This is a genomic window from Clavibacter michiganensis (assembly GCF_021216655.1).
Taxonomy (GTDB): Bacteria; Actinomycetota; Actinomycetes; order Actinomycetales; family Microbacteriaceae; genus Clavibacter; species Clavibacter michiganensis.
Genome location: NZ_CP080437.1, coordinates 1,222,900 through 1,241,407, shown reverse-complemented (window position 1 = coordinate 1,241,407; position 18,508 = coordinate 1,222,900). Strand labels below are relative to the sequence as shown.

The 18,508-nt window shown below is 72.8% G+C and carries 17 protein-coding genes and 1 rRNA gene; 17 read left to right on the top strand and 1 reads right to left on the bottom strand.

Annotated elements, in window-relative coordinates; genetic code table 11:
- Positions 1-83: 83 nt before the first annotated feature.
- The 17 genes from rrf (at position 84) to der (ending at position 17,032) form a co-directional block, all read left to right on the top strand.
- Positions 84-200, top strand: a 5S ribosomal RNA gene (gene rrf / locus K0V08_RS05760).
- A gap of 1,026 nt (positions 201-1,226) precedes the next feature.
- On the top strand, positions 1,227-2,168 hold the full coding sequence (locus tag K0V08_RS05755; RefSeq protein WP_231689058.1) for a tetratricopeptide repeat protein: 942 nt from the start codon (positions 1,227-1,229) through the stop codon (positions 2,166-2,168).
- Positions 2,158-3,198: an HAD-IIA family hydrolase gene (locus K0V08_RS05750; protein ID WP_012038675.1), complete on the top strand. Its 1,041-nt coding sequence runs from the start codon at positions 2,158-2,160 to the stop codon at positions 3,196-3,198. Before K0V08_RS05755 ends, K0V08_RS05750 begins: the two co-directional genes overlap by 11 nt.
- A gap of 9 nt (positions 3,199-3,207) precedes the next feature.
- Positions 3,208-3,417 carry a hypothetical protein gene (locus tag K0V08_RS05745; RefSeq protein WP_012038674.1) on the top strand — a complete coding sequence of 70 codons (210 nt, stop codon included), beginning with the start codon at positions 3,208-3,210 and terminating at the stop codon, positions 3,415-3,417.
- A complete protein-coding gene (locus K0V08_RS05740) occupies positions 3,410-4,288 on the top strand; it encodes a TlyA family RNA methyltransferase (RefSeq protein ID WP_172405424.1) in 879 nt (292 codons plus the stop codon). Before K0V08_RS05745 ends, K0V08_RS05740 begins: the two co-directional genes overlap by 8 nt.
- Positions 4,289-4,293: 5 nt before the next feature.
- Positions 4,294-5,211 carry an NAD kinase gene (locus K0V08_RS05735; protein ID WP_012038672.1) on the top strand — a complete coding sequence of 306 codons (918 nt, stop codon included), beginning with the start codon at positions 4,294-4,296 and terminating at the stop codon, positions 5,209-5,211.
- Positions 5,204-6,919, top strand: a complete 1,716-nt coding sequence (gene recN / locus K0V08_RS05730) for a DNA repair protein RecN (protein WP_012038671.1) — start codon at positions 5,204-5,206, stop codon at positions 6,917-6,919. The genes K0V08_RS05735 and recN overlap by 8 nt, the downstream gene beginning before the upstream one ends.
- Positions 6,920-6,992: 73 nt before the next feature.
- Positions 6,993-8,735 (top strand): CTP synthase, encoded by a 1,743-nt coding sequence (locus tag K0V08_RS05725; protein WP_079533566.1) that lies wholly within the window; start codon positions 6,993-6,995, stop codon positions 8,733-8,735.
- Positions 8,732-9,409: an NUDIX domain-containing protein gene (locus tag K0V08_RS05720; RefSeq protein WP_012038669.1), complete on the top strand. Its 678-nt coding sequence runs from the start codon at positions 8,732-8,734 to the stop codon at positions 9,407-9,409. Before K0V08_RS05725 ends, K0V08_RS05720 begins: the two co-directional genes overlap by 4 nt.
- Entirely contained in the window at positions 9,406-10,392 is a 987-nt protein-coding gene (xerD, locus tag K0V08_RS05715) for a site-specific tyrosine recombinase XerD (RefSeq protein ID WP_012038668.1), read from the top strand. Before K0V08_RS05720 ends, xerD begins: the two co-directional genes overlap by 4 nt.
- Before the next feature lie 105 nt (positions 10,393-10,497).
- Positions 10,498-11,346, top strand: coding sequence for a ParA family protein (locus K0V08_RS05710; protein WP_174239708.1), 849 nt, complete (start codon positions 10,498-10,500; stop codon positions 11,344-11,346).
- Entirely contained in the window at positions 11,330-12,199 is an 870-nt protein-coding gene (locus tag K0V08_RS05705) for a segregation and condensation protein A (protein ID WP_050976308.1), read from the top strand. The genes K0V08_RS05710 and K0V08_RS05705 overlap by 17 nt, the downstream gene beginning before the upstream one ends.
- The gene (gene scpB / locus K0V08_RS05700; protein ID WP_012038665.1) at positions 12,189-12,800 is read left to right on the top strand and encodes an SMC-Scp complex subunit ScpB; all 612 of its coding nucleotides are present in this window, start codon (positions 12,189-12,191) and stop codon (positions 12,798-12,800) included. Before K0V08_RS05705 ends, scpB begins: the two co-directional genes overlap by 11 nt.
- On the top strand, positions 12,784-13,644 hold the full coding sequence (locus K0V08_RS05695) for a pseudouridine synthase (protein ID WP_079533564.1): 861 nt from the start codon (positions 12,784-12,786) through the stop codon (positions 13,642-13,644). Before scpB ends, K0V08_RS05695 begins: the two co-directional genes overlap by 17 nt.
- Complete coding sequence (locus K0V08_RS05690; RefSeq protein ID WP_079533562.1) at positions 13,641-14,759, top strand: prephenate dehydrogenase; 1,119 nt, start codon at positions 13,641-13,643, stop codon at positions 14,757-14,759. Before K0V08_RS05695 ends, K0V08_RS05690 begins: the two co-directional genes overlap by 4 nt.
- A complete protein-coding gene (gene cmk / locus K0V08_RS05685; protein ID WP_227266445.1) occupies positions 14,756-15,484 on the top strand; it encodes a (d)CMP kinase in 729 nt (242 codons plus the stop codon). The genes K0V08_RS05690 and cmk overlap by 4 nt, the downstream gene beginning before the upstream one ends.
- A gap of 39 nt (positions 15,485-15,523) precedes the next feature.
- The gene (gene der / locus K0V08_RS05680; RefSeq protein WP_043586316.1) at positions 15,524-17,032 is read left to right on the top strand and encodes a ribosome biogenesis GTPase Der; all 1,509 of its coding nucleotides are present in this window, start codon (positions 15,524-15,526) and stop codon (positions 17,030-17,032) included.
- 113 nt (positions 17,033-17,145) lie between these two features.
- On the opposite strand, the gene K0V08_RS05675 is transcribed toward der, so the two are convergent.
- A complete protein-coding gene (locus K0V08_RS05675) occupies positions 17,146-18,483 on the bottom strand; it encodes an acyl-CoA dehydrogenase family protein (protein ID WP_174240264.1) in 1,338 nt (445 codons plus the stop codon).
- Positions 18,484-18,508 lie beyond the last annotated feature (25 nt).

Here is an 18,508-nt window from a genome sequence, read left to right as displayed (position 1 = left end):
ACGGTCGGGTGCTAATTGAACAACCAGCTTGACTGGTCGATTCATCACAGATTTCATGCCCCGTGTGGGTGTGTATGAAGTGTTTCGGCGGCCATAGCGAGAGGGAAACGCCCGGTCACATTCCGAACCCGGAAGCTAAGACTCTCAGCGCCGATGGTACTGCAGGGGGGACCCTGTGGGAGAGTAGGACACCGCCGGACTTAACTTGAGAATGATCGGGGAGGCCCGTCGCACATCGTGCGGCGGGCCTTTCTGCGTTAACACCCGAACCACACCGGGTGACCCGCCATCGGCTGTGTGTTCGAGCTCGGGTCCGTCGTGGGCCATCGCGGCGGCGACAGCCGGACCGCGCCTCTCGTGGAGTCGCGTCCGGCTGTGTGTCGGTGGCCTCACATGGCGGAGGCCATGCGGCCCGCCGAGGACCGTGCGAGACGAGGATGATCGCCGAAGCCGGTCCGCTGCGCACGACCGACGGCACCGGTTAGCCTAGGACCTGACTTCGGCGACACCCACAACACCACAGACATCATCTGGCCTTCGCGGCCGACAGGAGCACAGTGAGCGACTCATCCGATCGAGACAGCCGGCCCGAGGGCCAGGACCGCGGATCATCGCACTCGCCGCGTGGACGTGATGGCGGCAAGCCGCCGTACGAGCGCGGTTCCGCGGGTGCGCCTCGCGGGCCCCGTGAAGGCGGGCGTTCCTCCGGTCCGCGTGCCGCCGGGGGAGACCGCCCGGCTCGTGACGGGGAGCGCAAGCCCTGGTCGAAGGACGGTGGTGGAGCCGCAGGTCGGCCGCAGCGTGATGGGGAGCGCAAGCCCTGTTCGCGTGATGGCCGCGGTGCCGGCGGGTCGGCTCGTCCCTCTCGGGACGGGGAGCGCAAGCCCTGGTCGAAGGACGGTGGCGGGGCGTCCCGGCCGCAGCGGGATGGGGAGGGCAAGCCCTGGTCGCGTGATGGCGGGTCGGGTGCGCCGCGTCCGGCGAGGGACGGGGAGCGGAAGCCGTGGTCCAAGGACGGTGGCCGGGATAGCGGTGGCCGTGACGCCGGACGCGGTGGCGCTCGGCCGCCGCGCGACGGCGACAAGCTCTGGACGCGCGACGGACGACCCGCGCGCAACGACCGCGACGCCCCTCGCTACGAGGAGGCCCTGACGGAGGAGCAGCTGCGCGCGCGTGAGCTGCGGTCCGTTCGTCCGCGCCACGAGGACCCCGAGATCCCCGAGGACGTGAAGCCGGGTGATCTCGACCGCATCGCGCGCAACGAGCTGAAGACGCTGAGCAAGGACAATGCCGAGGGCGTCGCGCAGCACCTGGTGATGGCGGCACGGCTCATCGAGGAGGATCCGGAGCTCGCGCACCGGCACGCCACCTCGGCTGCTCGCCGTGCCGGTCGCATCGCGGTGGTCCGGGAGTCGCTGGCCATCACGGCGTACGCCGTCGGCGACTACGCGCTCGCGCTGCGCGAGCTGCGGACCTACCGGCGCATCTCCGGCAAGGACGACCAGCTCGCCCTCATGGTCGACAGCGAGCGCGGGCAGGGACGCCCGGACAAGGCCTTGGAGCTCGGACGTTCGGTCCCGAAGGAGACGCTGCCGGCGGCAGAGCAGGTCGCGCTCGCGATCGCGATGTCCGGCGCGCGCCTCGACCTCGGCCAGACCGAGGCGGCTCTCGACGAGCTGTCGATCGCGCAGCTGAACCGGGACGTCGCCTACTCGTACAGCGCGGACCTCTTCCACGCCTACGCGGAGGTGCTCGAGGAGCTGGGTCGCTCCGCGGAGGCGGACGCCTGGCGTCAGCGAGCGGACGCGGCCGAGGCGGCGTTCGCGGATCCGGACGAGGGCTGGGACGACATGGTGGAGGTCGTCGAGGAGGACCTCGAGCTCGAGGACGCTGGGAATGACTCGTCCGAGCACGACGGGCCCGGCGACGCGAGCGCGGTGGGCTCCGACGGCGCTGCGGATGATGCGGTCGACTCCTCCGGAGATCCCCTCGTGACTGACGAGCCGAGCCCGCCGAGCGAGGAGAGCGACAGCGAGGAGATCGCGGTCGACGTCGACGACGAGCTCGAGGTCGACGGCGATGCGGGCGACGAGTCGCCCGCTACGGACGCCGAGGACGAGGACCCGCGCGCCGACGACGCCGGGGAGGCGGACCGCGATGTTCGCTAGGGCGTCGAAGGGCAGTGCGCCGCTCGAGGGCGTCGACGTGATCCTCGCGGACCTCGACGGCGTCGTGTACGCGGGGCCCGACAGCATCCCGCACGCGGTCGACGCGCTGAACCGCGCCGCCGGCGACGGGATCCGGCTCGGCTACATCACCAACAACGCCTCGCGCACGGACGCATCGGTCGCCGAGCACCTGAGCTCGCTCGGGCTCACGGTGGCGCCCGAGGACGTCGTCACGTCGCCGCAGGCCGCGCTGCGCCTGCTCGCGGACCGGGTGCCCGCCGGATCCACCGTGCTCGTCGTCGGCGGCGACGGCCTCGTGCACGAGCTCGAGAAGGCCGGCTACGTGGTCACGCGCTCCACGGAGGACAGCCCGGCGGCGGTCGTGCAGGGCTTCTCGCCTGACGTGGGCTGGGCCCAGCTGGCCGAGGCCGCGTTCGCGCTGGCCGACCCGGACGTGGTGTGGGTCGCGACCAACACCGACTGGACCATCCCCGTCGCGCGGGGCATCGCGCCCGGCAACGGCACGCTCGTCTCGGCCGTGCACACGGCGGTCGGCCGGCTCCCCGTGGTCGCGGGCAAGCCGGAGACGCCGATCTTCGACGTGGCGCGCGAGCGCTTCGACGCCCAGCGGCCGGTGTTCCTCGGCGACCGGCTCGACACCGACATCCTCGGGGCGACGCGCGCCGGGATGGCGTCCGTCCACGTGCTCACGGGGATCGACCGGGCGAAGCAGCTCCTCGCGGCAGAGGAGGACCAGCGGCCGACGTTCATCCTCGAGCACCTCGGGCAGCTGCACGAGCCGTACCCCGAGACGCGGTTCTCGCAGGAGGGCCGCGTGGCGACGGTCGGGAAGTCATCCGTGCGCATCGCGGGCGACCGCGTCGAGGTCGTGAAGGACGGCGGATCCACCATCGACACCCTCCGGGCCGCGTGCGCCGTGATCTGGAACTCGGGCCGGCCGATCTACGGGCTGGACGTGCAGGAGTCCCTCTACGTCGCCGCCGGTGCCGCCGGCGCGGGCCGGGCGTAGCGTGACGGCGTGAGCGACGACCCGGACGACAGCGCTCGAGCGGGCTCCGCGCCGGGGCCGGACTCCGACGACGGCCGCGACGTGGCCGAGGAGCTGGTCTCCCGGCTGCAGCTCATCGAGGAGCAGCCGCTCGGCGACCGCGCGGCCGCCTTCGCGCTCCTGCACGACGAGCTGCGCGCGCGGCTCGAGGGCGGCGACGGGGCCGCGACGCGTGGCTGACGCCGGCGACGGTTCCGCGCCCGCGTCCGCTGCCGACCCGGTCCCCGGCGAGGCGCTCGGCGGGGACCTGCGGCTCGACGCCGCCCTGCCGGCTCTCGGCCTCGCGCGCTCCCGCACGCACGCCGCCCGGCTCATCGCCGACGGGCTCGTCACGGTCGACGGACGAGGCGTCGTCAAGGCGTCGTTCCGGGTGATGCCCGGATCCGTCGTCGAGGTCGCGGGCTCCGACGCCTACGTGAGCCGAGGCGCCCACAAGCTCATCGGCGCGCTCGACGCCTTCCCCGGGGTCGCGGTCGCGGGGCGGCTGGCGCTCGACGTCGGCGCGTCCACCGGCGGGTTCACGCAGGTGCTGCTCGAGCGGGGTGCGCGGCGCGTCGTGGCGCTCGACGTGGGGCACGGGCAGCTGGACCCGCTCATCCGCGAGGATCCGCGCGTCGACGTCGTCGAGGGGTTCAACGTGCGCGACCTGACGCCCGAGTCGCTCGCCGGCGTGACGCCGGCGGACCTCGCGGGGGAGCGGCCCGGGCTCGTCGTCGGCGACCTGTCCTTCATCTCGCTCGGGCTCGTGCTGCCTGCCATCACGCGCACCGCCGCGGACGGCGCCGACGTCGTGCTGCTGATCAAGCCGCAGTTCGAGGTCGGGCGCACGGGGATCCGCGAGGGCATCGTGCACGACCCGGGGCTCCGCGACGACGCCGTCATGCGCGTGCTCTGGGCCGCGTGGGACCTCGGCCTCGGCACGGCCGGCCTCGTCTCCTCCCCGATCGTCGGCGGGGCCGGGAACCACGAGTACCTCGCCTGGTTCAGCGGTCGCGCGGGGAGCAATCCGACACAATGGAGATCGACGTCGAACGAGATCACAGGAGCGTGAGCGAAGTGGCTGGACCCGCGAGGCACATCCTGGTCGTGTCCCACACGGGACGGCGCGACTCGATCGACGCGGCGCTCAGCGTGTGCGCGCAGCTGGCCGAGGCCGACGTGCACCTCGTGCTCACGGCCGACGAGAAGGCCGACATCCTGCCCTTCGCGCCCGAGATGGACGGCGTCGCCGTGCTGGGGGAGGACGTGCAGACGGCCGACCTCGAGATCGTCATCGTCCTGGGCGGCGACGGCACGATCCTGCGCTCGGCGGAGATCGTGCGCGGCACCTCCGTGCCGCTCCTCGGCGTGAACCTCGGGCACGTGGGCTTCCTCGCCGAGAGCGAGCGGGAGGACCTCACGGCCACCGTGCGCCGCGTGCTCGACCGCGACTACACGGTCGAGGAGCGCATGACCCTCGACGTCACGCTCAAGGTCGGGGCCGACATCGTCTACCGGACGTGGGCGCTCAACGAGGCGACCGTCGAGAAGGCCAGCCGCGAGCGCATGCTCGAGGTGGTGGTGGAGATCGACGGACGGCCGCTCGCGTCCTACGGCTGCGACGGCATGGTCGTGTCCACGCCCACGGGATCCACCGCGTACGCGTTCTCGGCGGGCGGCCCCATCGTGTGGCCGAGCCTCGAGGCGATGCTCGTGGTGCCGCTCAGCCCGCACACGCTCTTCGCCCGCTCGCTCGTCGTGGGCCCGGAGTCCACCGTCGCCGTCGAGGTGTTGAGCCGCACGTCCGGATCCGGCGTCCTCTGGTGCGACGGCCGACGCACCCGCGACATGCCGCCCGGCGCGCGCGTCGAGGCCCGCCGGTCGGCCATCCCCGTGCGCCTCGCGCGCCTCAAGCAGTCGCCGTTCACCGACCGCCTCGTCAACAAGTTCGAGCTGCCGGTCACCGGCTGGAGGGGGCCGATCGACCGTGATTGAGGAGATCACCATCCGCGACCTCGGGGTGATCGGCCAGGCCACGCTGCCGCTCGGGCCCGGCTTCACGGCCGTCACCGGCGAGACCGGCGCGGGCAAGACCATGGTCGTCACCGCGCTGGGCCTGCTGCTCGGCGCGCGCGCCGACTCGGGCGCCGTGCGGCAGGGGAGCGAGCGCGCGGTCGTCGAGGGGCGTTGGATCATCGCGGCCGACGGGCCCGTGCCCGAGCGCGTTCGCGACGCCGGGGGAGACGTCGACCCGTTCGGCGACGGCTCGCGCGGCGAGCTCATCGTCACGCGCCAGCTCTCGTCCGAGGGCCGCAGCCGCGCGTCGGTCGGGGGCCGCGGGGCTCCGGCGGCGCTGCTCACGGAGATCGGCGAGCAGCTCGTGGTGGTGCACGGGCAGTCCGACCAGATGCGACTGCGGTCGTCCACCGCCCAGCGGCAGGCGCTCGACCGGTTCGCCGGTTCCGCGCTCGCGCCCGTGCTCGGCGAGTACCAGGAGGTGTTCCGCCGCTGGCAGGCGGCGCGCGCCGAGCTCGACCGCCTCGTCACGGAGCAGGACGCACGCACGCGTGAGGCCGAGGAGCTGCGCATCGCGATCGACGCGATCGAGGCCGTGGCGCCGCAGCCGGGCGAGGACGAGGAGCTGCGCGAGCGCATCGACAGGCTCACGAACCTCGAGGACCTGCGGGCGGCCGCATCCGCCGCCCATGAGCTCATGTCGTCCGAGGACGCGTCCGGCGAGATGGCCGACGCCGCCTCCGTGCTCGACACCGCGCACCGCCGCCTCGACCGGGTGGCGGCGCACGACCCGGGTCTCGCCGAGATCATCGAGTCGCTCGACAGCGCGCGGATCCTCGTGTCGGAGATCGCCGTGCAGCTCTCGGGCTACCTCGCGGGGCTCGACGCCGACGGCGCCCGGGAGCTCGAGACCCTGCAGGACCGCCGCGCGGAGCTCGCGGCCCTCACGCGCGCGCACGGCCCCACGGTGGAGGACGCGCTCGCGTTCCTCGACACCGGCAGCGCGCGCCTCCTGGAGCTCGACGGCGACACCGACCGGATCGACCTGCTGCGCGTCGAGGTCGAGCGCGACGAGCTGCTCGTCGGCGAGCTGGCCGCGCGCGTCACGGCCGTCCGCGAGGAGGCCGGCGCGCGGCTCGCCGCGGCCGTCACGACCGAGCTCGGCGCGCTCGCCATGGCCGACGCGTCGCTCGAGGTGCGGGTGTCGCCGCGGGAGGAGCCCGCGCTCTCCGGTGCCGACCGGGTCGAGATCCTGCTGCGGCCGCACGCGGGTGCGGAGGCACGCCCGCTCGGGCGGGGCGCGTCCGGCGGCGAGCTGTCGCGCGTGATGCTCGCGATCGAGGTCGTGGTGGCCGGCGACGACCCCGTGCCCACCTTCGTGTTCGACGAGGTCGACGCAGGCGTCGGCGGCGCGGCGGCGATCGAGATCGGGCGACGGCTGGCACGGCTGGCGGAGCGCGCGCAGGTCATCGTCGTCACGCACCTCGCGCAGGTCGCGGCCTTCTCGACCAACCACCTGCGCGTCGTCAAGGGCGGCGACGGCCAGGTCACCGCGTCGAGCGTCACGCAGCTCGAGGGCGACGCGCGGATCCAGGAGATGGCGCGCCTGCTCTCCGGCCTGCCCGACAGCGAGAGCGGGCTGGCGCACGCGCGCGAGCTCGTGGAGACGGCCGCCTCCCTGCGCTGAGCGGATGACCGGCGGCAGCCCCGGCGCGGCGTGGCTGTCGCGCAGCCCCGGAACACACGTAGGATGGAAGCCCGTGGCGGACATCAATTCAGCGGACACGGACTCGGGCACGACGGACAGCAACACCAGCACGACAGGCGCGGCGAAGACGACCAGGCACATCTTCGTGACCGGCGGCGTCGTCTCCTCGCTCGGCAAGGGCCTCACGGCGGCCAGCCTGGGCAACCTCCTCACGGCGCGCGGCGTGCGCGTCGTCATGCAGAAGCTCGATCCCTACCTCAACGTGGATCCGGGCACCATGAACCCCTTCCAGCACGGCGAGGTCTTCGTGACCGACGACGGCGCGGAGACCGACCTCGACATCGGGCACTACGAGCGCTTCCTCGACATCGAGCTGGACCAGGCGGCCAACGTGACCACCGGCCAGATCTACTCCGAGGTCATCGCCAAGGAGCGCCGCGGCGAGTACCTCGGCGACACCGTGCAGGTCATCCCGCACATCACCGACGAGATCAAGCGCCGCATGCGCCTGCAGGCCTCGGACGAGCCGCAGCCCGACGTGATCATCACCGAGATCGGCGGCACGGTCGGCGACATCGAGAGCCAGCCGTTCATCGAGGCCGCGCGCCAGGTGCGCCACGAGCTCGGCCGCAACAACGTCTTCTTCGTCCACGTCTCGCTCGTGCCGTACATGGGCGCGTCGGGCGAGCAGAAGACCAAGCCCACGCAGCACTCCGTGGCGGCGCTGCGCTCCATCGGGATCCAGCCGGACGCGCTCGTGCTCCGCAGCGACCGGCCCGTCTCGGACTCGAACAAGAAGAAGATCGCGCTCATGTGCGACGTCGACGAGCAGGCCGTGGTGAACGCGGTCGACGTGCCGAGCATCTACGACATCCCCGAGATGCTGCACGGGCAGGGCCTCGACAGCTACATCATCGACCACCTGGGGCTGCCGGCCGCTGACGCCGTGGACTGGTCCGGCTGGAGCGACCTGCTGGACGCCGTGCACGACCCGAAGCACGAGGTCACCGTGGGTCTCGTGGGCAAGTACATCGACCTGCCGGACGCGTACCTCTCGGTCACCGAGGCGCTGCGGGCCGGCGGCTTCGCGCACTCGGCGCGCGTGAAGTTGCGCTGGGTCGCCTCGGACGAGTGCGAGACGCCCGAGGGCGCGGCGAAGAAGCTGGGCGACCTGGACGCGCTGTGCGTGCCGGGCGGCTTCGGCATCCGCGGCATCGAGGGCAAGCTCGGCGCGCTCAAGTTCGCGCGCGACAACATGATCCCCGTGCTCGGCCTGTGCCTCGGCCTGCAGTGCATGGTCATCGAGTACGCCCGCAACGAGGCCGGCCTCGCCGGCGCCTCCTCCAGCGAGTTCGACCCCGAGAGCGAGTTCCCGGTCGTCGCGACGATGGCCGAGCAGGTCGACATCATCGCGGGCGGCGACCTCGGCGGCACCATGCGCCTCGGTCTCTACGAGGCGGCGCTCGCCCCCGGATCCCTCGCGGCCGAGCTGTACGGCGCGCCCGTCTCCCACGAGCGCCACCGCCACCGCTACGAGGTCAACAACCAGTACCGCGACCGGATCCAGGACGCCGGCCTCGTGTTCTCGGGCACGTCGCCCGACGGCACGCTCGTCGAGTACGTGGAGCTGCCCCGCGAGGTGCACCCCTTCTACATCGGCACGCAGGCGCACCCGGAGCTGCGGTCGCGCCCGAACCGCGCGCACCCGCTGTTCGCCGGCCTGATCCGCGCCGCGCTCGACCGCCAGGCGGCCAGCACGCTGTTCGTCGAGGACGACGCCGAGGCGGTCGCGTGACCGACGCCGTCGCGGGATCCCCGGCGGGCGGCCTGCACGACGACGCCGTCGCGTACGAGGTGACGTCGAGCGAGCGGGTGTTCCAGGGCAAGATCTGGGACATCCGCCGTGAGACCTTCGCGTACGGCGACGGCGAGATCACGCGCGAGTTCGTCGACCACACGGGTGCCGTCGCGGTGCTCGCGATCGACGACGAGGACCGGGTGCTCCTCATCAAGCAGTACCGGCATCCCGTCCGGATGCGCGAGTGGGAGATCCCGGCGGGGCTCCTCGACATCACGGGCGAGCCGCCGCTCACGGCCGTGCAGCGCGAGCTCGCGGAGGAGGCCGACCTGGTCGCCGCCGAGTGGAGCGTGCTGGCGGAGTACTACACGACGCCCGGCGGCAGCGACGAGGCGATCCGCGTCTACCTCGCGCGCGGACTGACCCCCACGGCGGAGGCGTTCGCGCGCACCGACGAGGAGGCCGACATCGAGGTGCGCTGGGTCGACCTCGACGAGGTCGTCACGGCGGTGCTCGAGCGGCGGATCCAGAACCCGTCGACCGTGATCGCGGTGCTGCAGGCGCACGTCGCCCGCTCGCGCGGCTGGTCGACGCTGGGACCGGCCGACGCGCCGTGGCCGCGGCACCCGAAGCTGCGCGACGGCGACGGCGGGGGCGCGTCCGGCTCGTGACCGACGTGGCCGAGGGATCCGGGGGAGCGGCGCCCGACGCCGTCCCCGAGGTCCCGGTCGCGCTGCGGCGCGCCGTCGACCGCTGGCTCCGGCACGTCGAGGTGGAGCGCGGCCTGTCCCGCAACACCCTCCAGGCGTACCGCCGCGACCTCGCGCGCTACACGGCGCACCTCGCGGACGAGGGCGTCGCGGATCCGGCCGACGCCAGCGCCGCGCACATCGCGGCCTTCGCGCAGCGCGTCCGCGACCCCGAGCACGGCGGCCTCACGGCGTCGTCGCTCGCGCGCATGCTGTCGAGCGTCCGGAGCTTCCACCGCTTCCTCGTGGAGGAGGGCATCGTCGAGGTCGACGTGTCCGCCGAGCAGAGGCCGCCCAAGCTGCCGAGCCGTCTCCCGAAGGCCGTCTCCATCGAGACGATGGGCCGGATCCTCGACGCGACCGACGGCGACGAGCCGCTCCGCGTGCGCGACAAGGCCCTGCTCGAGCTGCTGTACGCGACGGGCGCGCGCGTCAGCGAGATCACGGCGCTCACGGTCGACGACGTGCTCGGCGCCGACGGCGCCGCGGCCGAGCTGGTGCGCGTGCTCGGCAAGGGCGGCAAGCAGCGGATCGTGCCCGTCGGGTCCTTCGCCCGCCGCGCCGTCGACGCGTACCTCGTGCGCGTCCGCCCGATCCTCGCCGCGCGCGGATCCGCCACCCCGGCGCTCTTCCTCGGCCTCCGCGGCCACGCGCTCTCGCGGCAGAACGCGTGGCTCGTGATCAAGGCGGCCGCCGAGCGCGCCGGCGTCGCGGAGGAGATCTCCCCGCACACGTTCCGGCACTCGTTCGCGACGCACCTCATCGCGGGCGGCGCGGACGTGCGCGTGGTGCAGGAGCTGCTCGGCCACTCGTCGGTGGCGACCACGCAGATCTACACGCGCGTGACCGTCGACACCCTGCGCGACGTCTACACGACCGCGCACCCGCGTGCCCGCCGGGCGTGAGCGACCCTCCCCGGTAGACTTCCAGGATCCGACGGGACCGCGTCGGAGGAGCGGCAGAGAGAGATCCACGTGACGCGCAAGCCAGATGTGACCGAGCTCCCGGGAATGGACGTCCCCGTGCTCGGACCCACCGGTCGGGAGCTGCGCGAGTTCGCCGAGCCCGAGCCGCTCCAGGGCCACGGACCGGCCAAGATCATCTCCCTCTGCAACCAGAAGGGCGGCGTCGGCAAGACGACCACCGCCATCAACCTCGGTGCATCGCTCGCGAGCTACGGCCGCCGCGTGCTGGCCGTCGACTTCGACCCGCAGGGCGCGCTGTCCGCGGGCCTCGGCGTGCAGACCCACGACGCCGTCACCATCTACGACCTGCTGCTCGGCACCGTGAAGGACCCGCGCGAGGCCATCCAGACGACGGGCTTCGAGGGCCTCGACGTCATCCCCGCCAACATCGACCTGTCGGCGGCTGAGGTGCACCTCGTCAACGAGGTCGCGCGCGAGCAGATCCTCGCCAGCGTGCTGCGCAAGGTGAGCGCCGACTATGACGTGATCCTCATCGACTGCCAGCCGTCGCTCGGCCTCCTCACCGTCAACGCGCTCACCGCGAGCCACGGAGTGCTGATCCCGCTCGAGTGCGAGTTCTTCGCGCTCCGCGGCGTCGCGCTGCTCGTGGAGACGATCGAGAAGGTCAAGGACCGGCTGAACCCGGGGCTCGCGCTCGACGGGATCCTCGCGACCATGTACGACTCGCGCACGCTGCACTCGCGCGAGGTGCTGCAGCGCGTGGTCGAGGCGTTCGACGACAGCGTGCTCGAGACCGTGATCGGCCGGACGGTGAAGTTCCCGGACGCGTCGGTGGCGGGCAAGCCCATCATCCAGTTCGCGCCCGAGCACCCGGCCGCGCTCGCGTACCGCAAGGTGGCGCGGGAGCTCATCGCGCGTGGCGCCGTCGCGTAGGGGCGCACCCCTGGCCGAGCGCGAGCTCGCCGTCGACGCGGACGCCAGCGCGGCCGTGCGGGCGGATCCGGAGCGCGCCTTCCGGGTCAGCATCGGCAACTTCGAGGGCCCGTTCGACCTGCTGCTCTCGCTCATCGGCAGCCATGAGATGGACATCACCGAGGTGAGCCTCAGCCTCGTGACCAACGAGTTCATCGCGCACATCCGCGGGCTCGACGGACCCGAGGACCTCGACGAGGCGAGCTCGTTCCTCGTGGTCGCGGCGACGCTGCTCGACCTCAAGCTCGTGGGGCTCCTGCCGCAGGGCGAGCTCGTGGACGCCGAGGACGTGGCGCTGCTCGAGGCGCGCGACCTGCTGTTCGCCCGGCTGCTGCAGTACCGCGCGTTCAAGCAGGCGGCCAGCTGGTTCCAGGAGCGGCTGGCCGCCGAGTCCGGCCGCGCGTTCCGCGACGTGCCGCTCGAGGAGCGGTTCCGCGCGCAGGTGCCCGAGCTCGTGTGGACGACGTCGCCCGCGGACCTCGCGGCCATCGCCCTGCTCGCGCTCGCGCCGCGCGAGATCCCGACCGTGGGCCTCGACCACCTGCATGCGCCGCTCGTGAGCATCCGCGAGCAGGCGGCCGTCGTCGTCGCGCGGCTGCGGGGCGGGGCGCCGGTCACGTTCCGGGAGCTCGTCGCGGACGCCGGGGTCACGGGCGTCGTGATCGCGCGGTTCCTCGCGGTGCTCGAGCTGTACCGGGTCGCCGCCATCGAGTTCGACCAGCCGGAGGCGCTCGGCGAGCTCACGCTCACGTGGACCGCCGAGAGCTGGACCGACGACGCCCTCGCGAGCCTGGGGGCCGGATATGACAGCTGAGCCCGTGGATCCCGCTGACGGCACCGGCGCAGGTCCCGCCGACGCCCCGCTCGACCTCGACCGCGCGCTCGAGGCGCTGCTCATGGTCGCGGACGAGCCGCAGAGCGTGACGACCCTCGCGACGGCGACCTCGACGCCCGTCAAGGAGGTGCGCCGCGCGATCCAGCGGCTCGTCGACGACTTCGACGGGACGACCGGGGGAGTGCGCCGCGGCTTCGAGCTGCGTGAGGTCGGCGGCGGCTGGCGCGTGTACGTGCGGCCCGAGTACGACACCGTGATCCGCGACCACGTGCTCACGCAGAACCCCACGCGCCTCTCGCAGGCGGCCCTCGAGACGCTCGCGGTGATCGCGTACAAGCAGCCGATCAGCCGCAGCCAGGTCGCCGCGATCCGCGCCGTGAACGTCGACTCGGTGGTGCGGACGCTGCTCGCGCGGGGCCTCGTGACCGAGGCCTTCACCGACGGCGAGACCGGCGCGATTCATTACGGTACGACAGACCACCTGCTCACGCAGCTCGGCATCAACTCGCTCGACGAGCTCCCCCCGATCTCCCCGTTGCTCCCCGACGGGGCGGAAGGCTTCCATGACCCCCTCCTCTGATCGCCCGCACGCCTGGAACCCGGACGAGCCGGTGCAGGGCGTCCGCCTGCAGAAGGTGATGGCCGCCGCCGGCGTCGCCAGCCGCCGCGTCTGCGAGGACATGATCGCCGCGGGCCGCGTCACCGTGAACGGCGAGGTCGTCACCGAGCCCGGCCGCCGCATCGACCCCGACGTCGACGAGGTCGCGGTCGACGACCAGGCCGTGCAGCTCGACACCTCGAAGCGCTACCTCATGCTCAACAAGCCCGTCGGGATCTACTCGTCCCTGCGCGACGAGCGCGGCCGCCCCGACCTCCGCGAGTTCACGGAGGAGTTCGAGGAGCGCCTGTTCAACGTCGGGCGCCTCGACGCGGAGACGAGCGGCCTGCTGATCCTCACCAACGACGGCGACCTTGCGCACGTGCTCGCGCACCCGTCGTTCGGCGTGCTCAAGACGTACATCGCGAAGGTCACCGGTCGCGTCACGCCGCAGACCATCCAGCGCCTCACGCAGGGCGTGGACCTCGAGGACGGGCCCATCCAGGCGGACCGCGCGCGCATCCTCTCGGGCGGCGGCGACCAGACGCTCGTGGAGATCACGCTGCACTCGGGCCGCAACCGCATCGTGCGCCGCATGCTCGACGAGGTCGGCCACCCGGTGGAGGAGCTCGTGCGTCGCCAGTTCGGGCCGCTGCACCTCGGATCCCTGGGCGTCGGCCGCGTGCGCGACCTCACCTCCGACGAGCTCGGCCAGCTCCTCACCATCTCGCGCGAGGCCCGCGCGCAGGCCGGACCCGCGACGCCGCAGGGCACCGGCGCGGCCGCCGAGGCGCAGGGGGACGTGGACCGCGAGGACGGCGAGTGAGCGAGGCCGCGGGCGCGGCCGCCGCGACCGACACGCGCGTGCAGGGCACCGTCCGCATCGTCGGCACGGGACTCCTCGGCACGAGCATCGCCCTCGGCCTCCGCGCGCGCGGCGTCGACGTCGTGCTGGCCGACGCGTCGCCGACCACGCTCCGCCTCGCCGCGGACATGGGGGCAGGACGGATCGCCGACATCGGATCCGCCCCCGACCTGCCGTCGCTCGTCGTCGTCTGCGTGCCGCCGGACGTGACCGCGCGCGTGGTCGCCGCCGAGCTCGCCGCGCACCCGGACGCGCTCGTCACGGACGTCGCGAGCGTGAAGGCCGCGCCGCTCGCGGAGCTCGCCGCGATGGGCGCCGACCTCTCCCGCTACCTCGGATCGCACCCGCTCGCCGGGCGCGAGCGCGGCGGCCCCGTCTCCGCGACCGGCGACCTCTTCCTCGGCCGGCCCTGGGTCATCGCGGGCCACGACGGCATCACCTACGCGGCGGGCGCACCGGTCGAGCAGCTGATCCTCGACCTCGGCGCCGTCCCCATCGAGATGACCGCGGAGGAGCACGACGCGTCCGTGGCGCTCGTCTCGCACGTGCCGCAGGTCGTCGCGAGCCTCCTGGCGTCGCGGCTCGCCGACGGCGACGCGACCGCGCTCGGCCTCTCCGGCCAGGGCCTCCGCGACACCACGCGCATCGCGTCGAGCGACGCGGCGCTGTGGGTGCAGATCCTCGGCGCGAACGCCTCCCGCATCGTGCCGATCCTGAAGGCGCTCCGCACCGACCTCGACGAGGTCATCGAGGCGCTCGACGACGTCGACGCGCGAGGGTCCCGGCTGCGGGTGGCCGAGCGGATCCACGCGGGCAACGCGGGCGTCGCGCGCATCCCCGGCAAGCACGGCCAGGACCGCCGCTTCGCCGCCGTCACCGTGATGATCGACGACCGCCCCGGCCAGCTGGCCGCGCTGATCGACGACGTGGGCGCCGCCGACGTCAACATCGAGGACCTGCGCCTCGAGCACTCGCAGGGCGCGCAGGTGGGTCTCGTGGAGATCGCCGTGCTGCCCGAGGCCCGCGACCGCCTGGTCGCGCGGCTCGAAGAACGGAACTGGAGGATCGCCGGATGACCGGAGACACGACGCCCGCACCCGACCCCCTGGAGGACACCGTGCTGGTGGACGCCACGCTCAACCGCACGGTCGTCGCAGTCGACGGCCCCGCCGGCAGCGGCAAGTCGAGCGTGAGCCGCGCCGCCGCGCGCGCCCTCGGCTTCGACTACCAGGACACGGGCGCCGCGTACCGCGCGCTCAGCTGGTTCGCGCTGGAGAGCGGCGTCGACACGGAGGATCCCGCCACCGTCACGAGCCTGATCGAGGGCTTCGACTACGACATCGCGATCGATCCGTCCGAGACGCGCGTGAGCGTCCGCGGCACCGACGTCACCGAGGCGATCCGCGAGCCCCGCGTGTCCGCCGTCGTGAGCCGCGTGGCCCGCGTGCCCGAGGTGCGGCACTACATGGTGGAGCTGTTCCGCTCGCTCATGGCGTCGAGCGACAAGCCCGGCATCGTGGTCGAGGGTCGCGACATCACGACGGTCGTCGCGCCCGACGCCCAGGTGCGCATTCTGCTGACGGCCTCCCCGGAAGCTAGGATGAGCAGGCGTTCCGCGGAGACGTCGACCCAGTCGGCAGCCGCGGTCGGCGAATCACTCGCCTCCCGGGATCGGGCCGACTCGCAGGTCGTCGATTTCATGAACGCCGCAGATGGTGTGACCACCATCGACTCCACGGACATCGACTTCGACCAGACCGTCCAGGCGGTGGTCGATCTCGTTCACGCACGAACAGATTGAGGCGCGACCCGGTGACGGGCCGACACGCCAGAGGACAACATGGCTGATCACGACGACGACTTCCCCGAGCTCGACAGCGGGCTCCACGAGCGCCTGTCGAGCATCGACGAGGAGCTCGCTTCCCAGCGCGCGCAGACGCTCCGCGCCGGGCTCGAGGACTACGAGCTGGACGACGAGGACCTCGAGGTCCTCGAGTCCGCCACGGACGACCCCGACCAGGTCACGTACCTGCCGGCGCTGCCCGTGCTCGCGGTCGTCGGCCGCCCGAACGTCGGCAAGTCGGCGCTCATCAACCGCATCCTCGGCCGCCGCGAGGCCGTCGTCGAGGACACCCCCGGCGTCACGCGCGACCGCGTCTCCTACAAGGCCGAGTACGCGGGCCGCTGGTTCACGCTCGTCGACACCGGCGGCTGGGAGCCCGACGCGAAGGGCATCAACGCCTCCGTGGCCATGCAGGCCGAGATCGCGATGGACCTCGCCGACGCCGTGCTGTTCGTCGTCGACGCCAACGTCGGCGCCACGAGCACGGACGAGCACGTCGTCCGCCTGCTCCGCAAGACCAAGAAGACGGTGATCCTCGCGGCCAACAAGGTCGACGACGCGCGCCAGGAGCCGAACGCCGCCTCGCTGTGGTCGCTCGGCCTCGGCGAGCCGCACCCCGTCTCCGCGCTGCACGGCCGCGGCGTCGCGGATCTGCTCGACCTCGTGCTGAAGACCCTGCCGCTCGTCTCCAAGGTCGCCAAGGAGGAGGTCGGCGGACCCCGCCGCGTCGCCATCCTCGGCCGCCCGAACGTCGGCAAGTCGAGCCTGCTCAACAAGGCAGCGGGCGAGGAGCGCGTGGTCGTCAACGAGCTCGCCGGCACCACGCGCGACCCGGTCGACGAGCAGGTCGAGATCGCCGGCAAGGTGTGGCGCTTCGTCGACACCGCCGGCATCCGCCGCCGCATGCACCTCGCCCAGGGCGCCGACTTCTACGCGTCGCTCCGCACGAGCGCGGCGCTGGAGAAGGCGGAGGTCGCGGTCGTCATGATCGACGTCTCCGAGGTCATCAGCGAGCAGGACATCCGCATCATCGAGCTGGTGCTCGAGTCGGGCCGCGCGCTCGTGCTCGCGTTCAACAAGTGGGACCTCCTCGACGACGAGCGCCGCCGCTACCTCGAGCGCGAGATCGAGACCGACCTCGCGCACGTGTCGTGGGCGCCGCGCGTCAACATCTCGGCGCGCACCGGACGCCACATGGAGAAGCTCGTGCCGGCGCTCGAGACGGCGCTGGAGTCGTGGGACACCCGCATCGCGACGGGCAAGTTCAACGCGTTCCTCGCCGAGCTCACCGCCGCCCACCCGCACCCCGTGCGCGGCGGCAAGCAGCCGCGCATCCTGTTCGGCACGCAGGCCTCGAGCCGGCCGCCGACATTCGTGCTCTTCACGACCGGGTACCTCGACCCGCAGTACCGCCGCTACATCCAGCGTCGCCTGCGCGAGATCTACGGCTTCGAGGGCAGCCCGATCATCGTCAACATGCGCGTGCGGGAGAAGCGGAAGCGCTAGCTGGCACAGCGCGGAAGCGCTAGCGCTCCCTCTCCGCTGCCGCGTGCAGCACGACGGACGGCGTCGATCCCTCGCGGGGTCGGCGCCGTCCGTCGTCGGGGGCTGGCTGCGGATCACGTGTACCAGGTCGGCTCCGGGATCTCGCCGAGCAGCACGTGCCGGCCGACCTCGCGGCGCTTGTAGGGGATCGGGTCGTGCAGCGTGTGCGTCCGCAGGTTCCTCCAGAAGATGTCGAGCCCGGCCTTCGAGGAGGAGGCGCGCGCGCCCGTGAGCTCGAGGATCCGCGTGCCGACCTCCAGCCCGTCCTCCGCGATGCGCGCCTTGGCCGCCGCGACGCGCACGGCGATCTCGCCGCGCTTCCGCTCCGTGAGCTTCTCGCGCGGCGCGTGCAGCACGGCGCTGATCTCGGCGCCCACCCGATCGAGCAGCGCCTCCGACGCCCACACCTTCGACTGCAGCTGCCCGTAGCCCTCGAGCACGTACCACTCGTCGGTCGCGCGCTCCTTGTCGTCGCCGCCGTACGGCCATGCGCGCGTGGTGCTGCGCGTGTACGCGGCGGCCGTCTCGAGCGCGCCCTCCGCGATGCCCTGGTAGAAGTTCGCGAACACGAGCTGGATCGCCGGCACGTTGAGCGTGCCGTAGACGAGCGGCTGGAACACCTTGTCGACGAACCCGGCGGCGTCCGTCCACGGCACGCGCACGTCGCGGATCTCGACCGAGCCGGACTCCGTGAGCCGCTGCCCGAGGCTGTCCCAGTCGTGGCCGAAGACGATGCCGGGCTGGTCCGTCGGCACGATCGCGAACACGTGGGTCTCCGTGCCCTCGATGACGCCCTCGAGCACGGTGAGGTCGGACACGACGCCGCCCGTGCTGAACGACTTCCGGCCGGAGAAGATCAGGTCGTCGCCGTCCTCGCGGATGACGAGGTCGGAGTCGCGCGGGTTCACGGCGCCGCCGAAGAGCAGGTTGCCTGTCGTGGCGAGCTTCTCCACGGCCTCGATCTGCGCGTCCGTGCCGACGAGCCGCGCGGCCCACGCCCAGAGGTAGTGGTACCCGAGGAGCTGGCCGATGGATCCGTCGCCGCGGGCGACCGCGCGGATCACCTTGTACGCGGTGTCCCAGGTCTGCCCGCCGCCGCCGTGCTCCGCGGGCCCGAGCAGCGTGACGAGGCCGGCGTGCTTGAGGAGCGCGACCTCCTGGTGCGGGCTGGCGCCGGCGCGGTCGCGCTCGACCTGGTCGACGGCGAGGATGTCGGCGACCTCGCGGGCGCGGGCGATCCACGCGGCGGGCGTCGTGGGACGCGGTGCGCCCTTCCAGCGGTCGACGGGGGCGGCGCCGAGGGGAGCGGGGCGCGGGCGGTCGGTCCTCGCGGGTGCGTCCGCGTTCGCGGTGCCGTGGGCGGGCGTGGGGGAGCCGGATGCGGGTCGGGGCTCGCGGTCGATCAGGGTCATGTCCTGTCCTCTCGTGAAGGGGCGC

Excerpts from the sequence above, each read along its gene's own strand:
- K0V08_RS05750 (WP_012038675.1), top strand. The coding sequence starts at position 2,158 with ATGTTCGCTAGGGCGTCGAAGGGCAGTGCGCCGCTCGAGGGCGTCGAC.
- K0V08_RS05710 (WP_174239708.1), top strand. The coding sequence starts at position 10,498 with ATGGACGTCCCCGTGCTCGGACCCACCGGTCGGGAGCTGCGCGAGTTC.
- scpB (WP_012038665.1), top strand. The coding sequence starts at position 12,189 with ATGACAGCTGAGCCCGTGGATCCCGCTGACGGCACCGGCGCAGGTCCC.
- K0V08_RS05695 (WP_079533564.1), top strand. The coding sequence starts at position 12,784 with ATGACCCCCTCCTCTGATCGCCCGCACGCCTGGAACCCGGACGAGCCG.
- cmk (WP_227266445.1), top strand. The coding sequence starts at position 14,756 with ATGACCGGAGACACGACGCCCGCACCCGACCCCCTGGAGGACACCGTG.
- der (WP_043586316.1), top strand. The coding sequence starts at position 15,524 with ATGGCTGATCACGACGACGACTTCCCCGAGCTCGACAGCGGGCTCCAC.
- K0V08_RS05675 (WP_174240264.1), bottom strand. The coding sequence starts at position 18,483 with ATGACCCTGATCGACCGCGAGCCCCGACCCGCATCCGGCTCCCCCACG.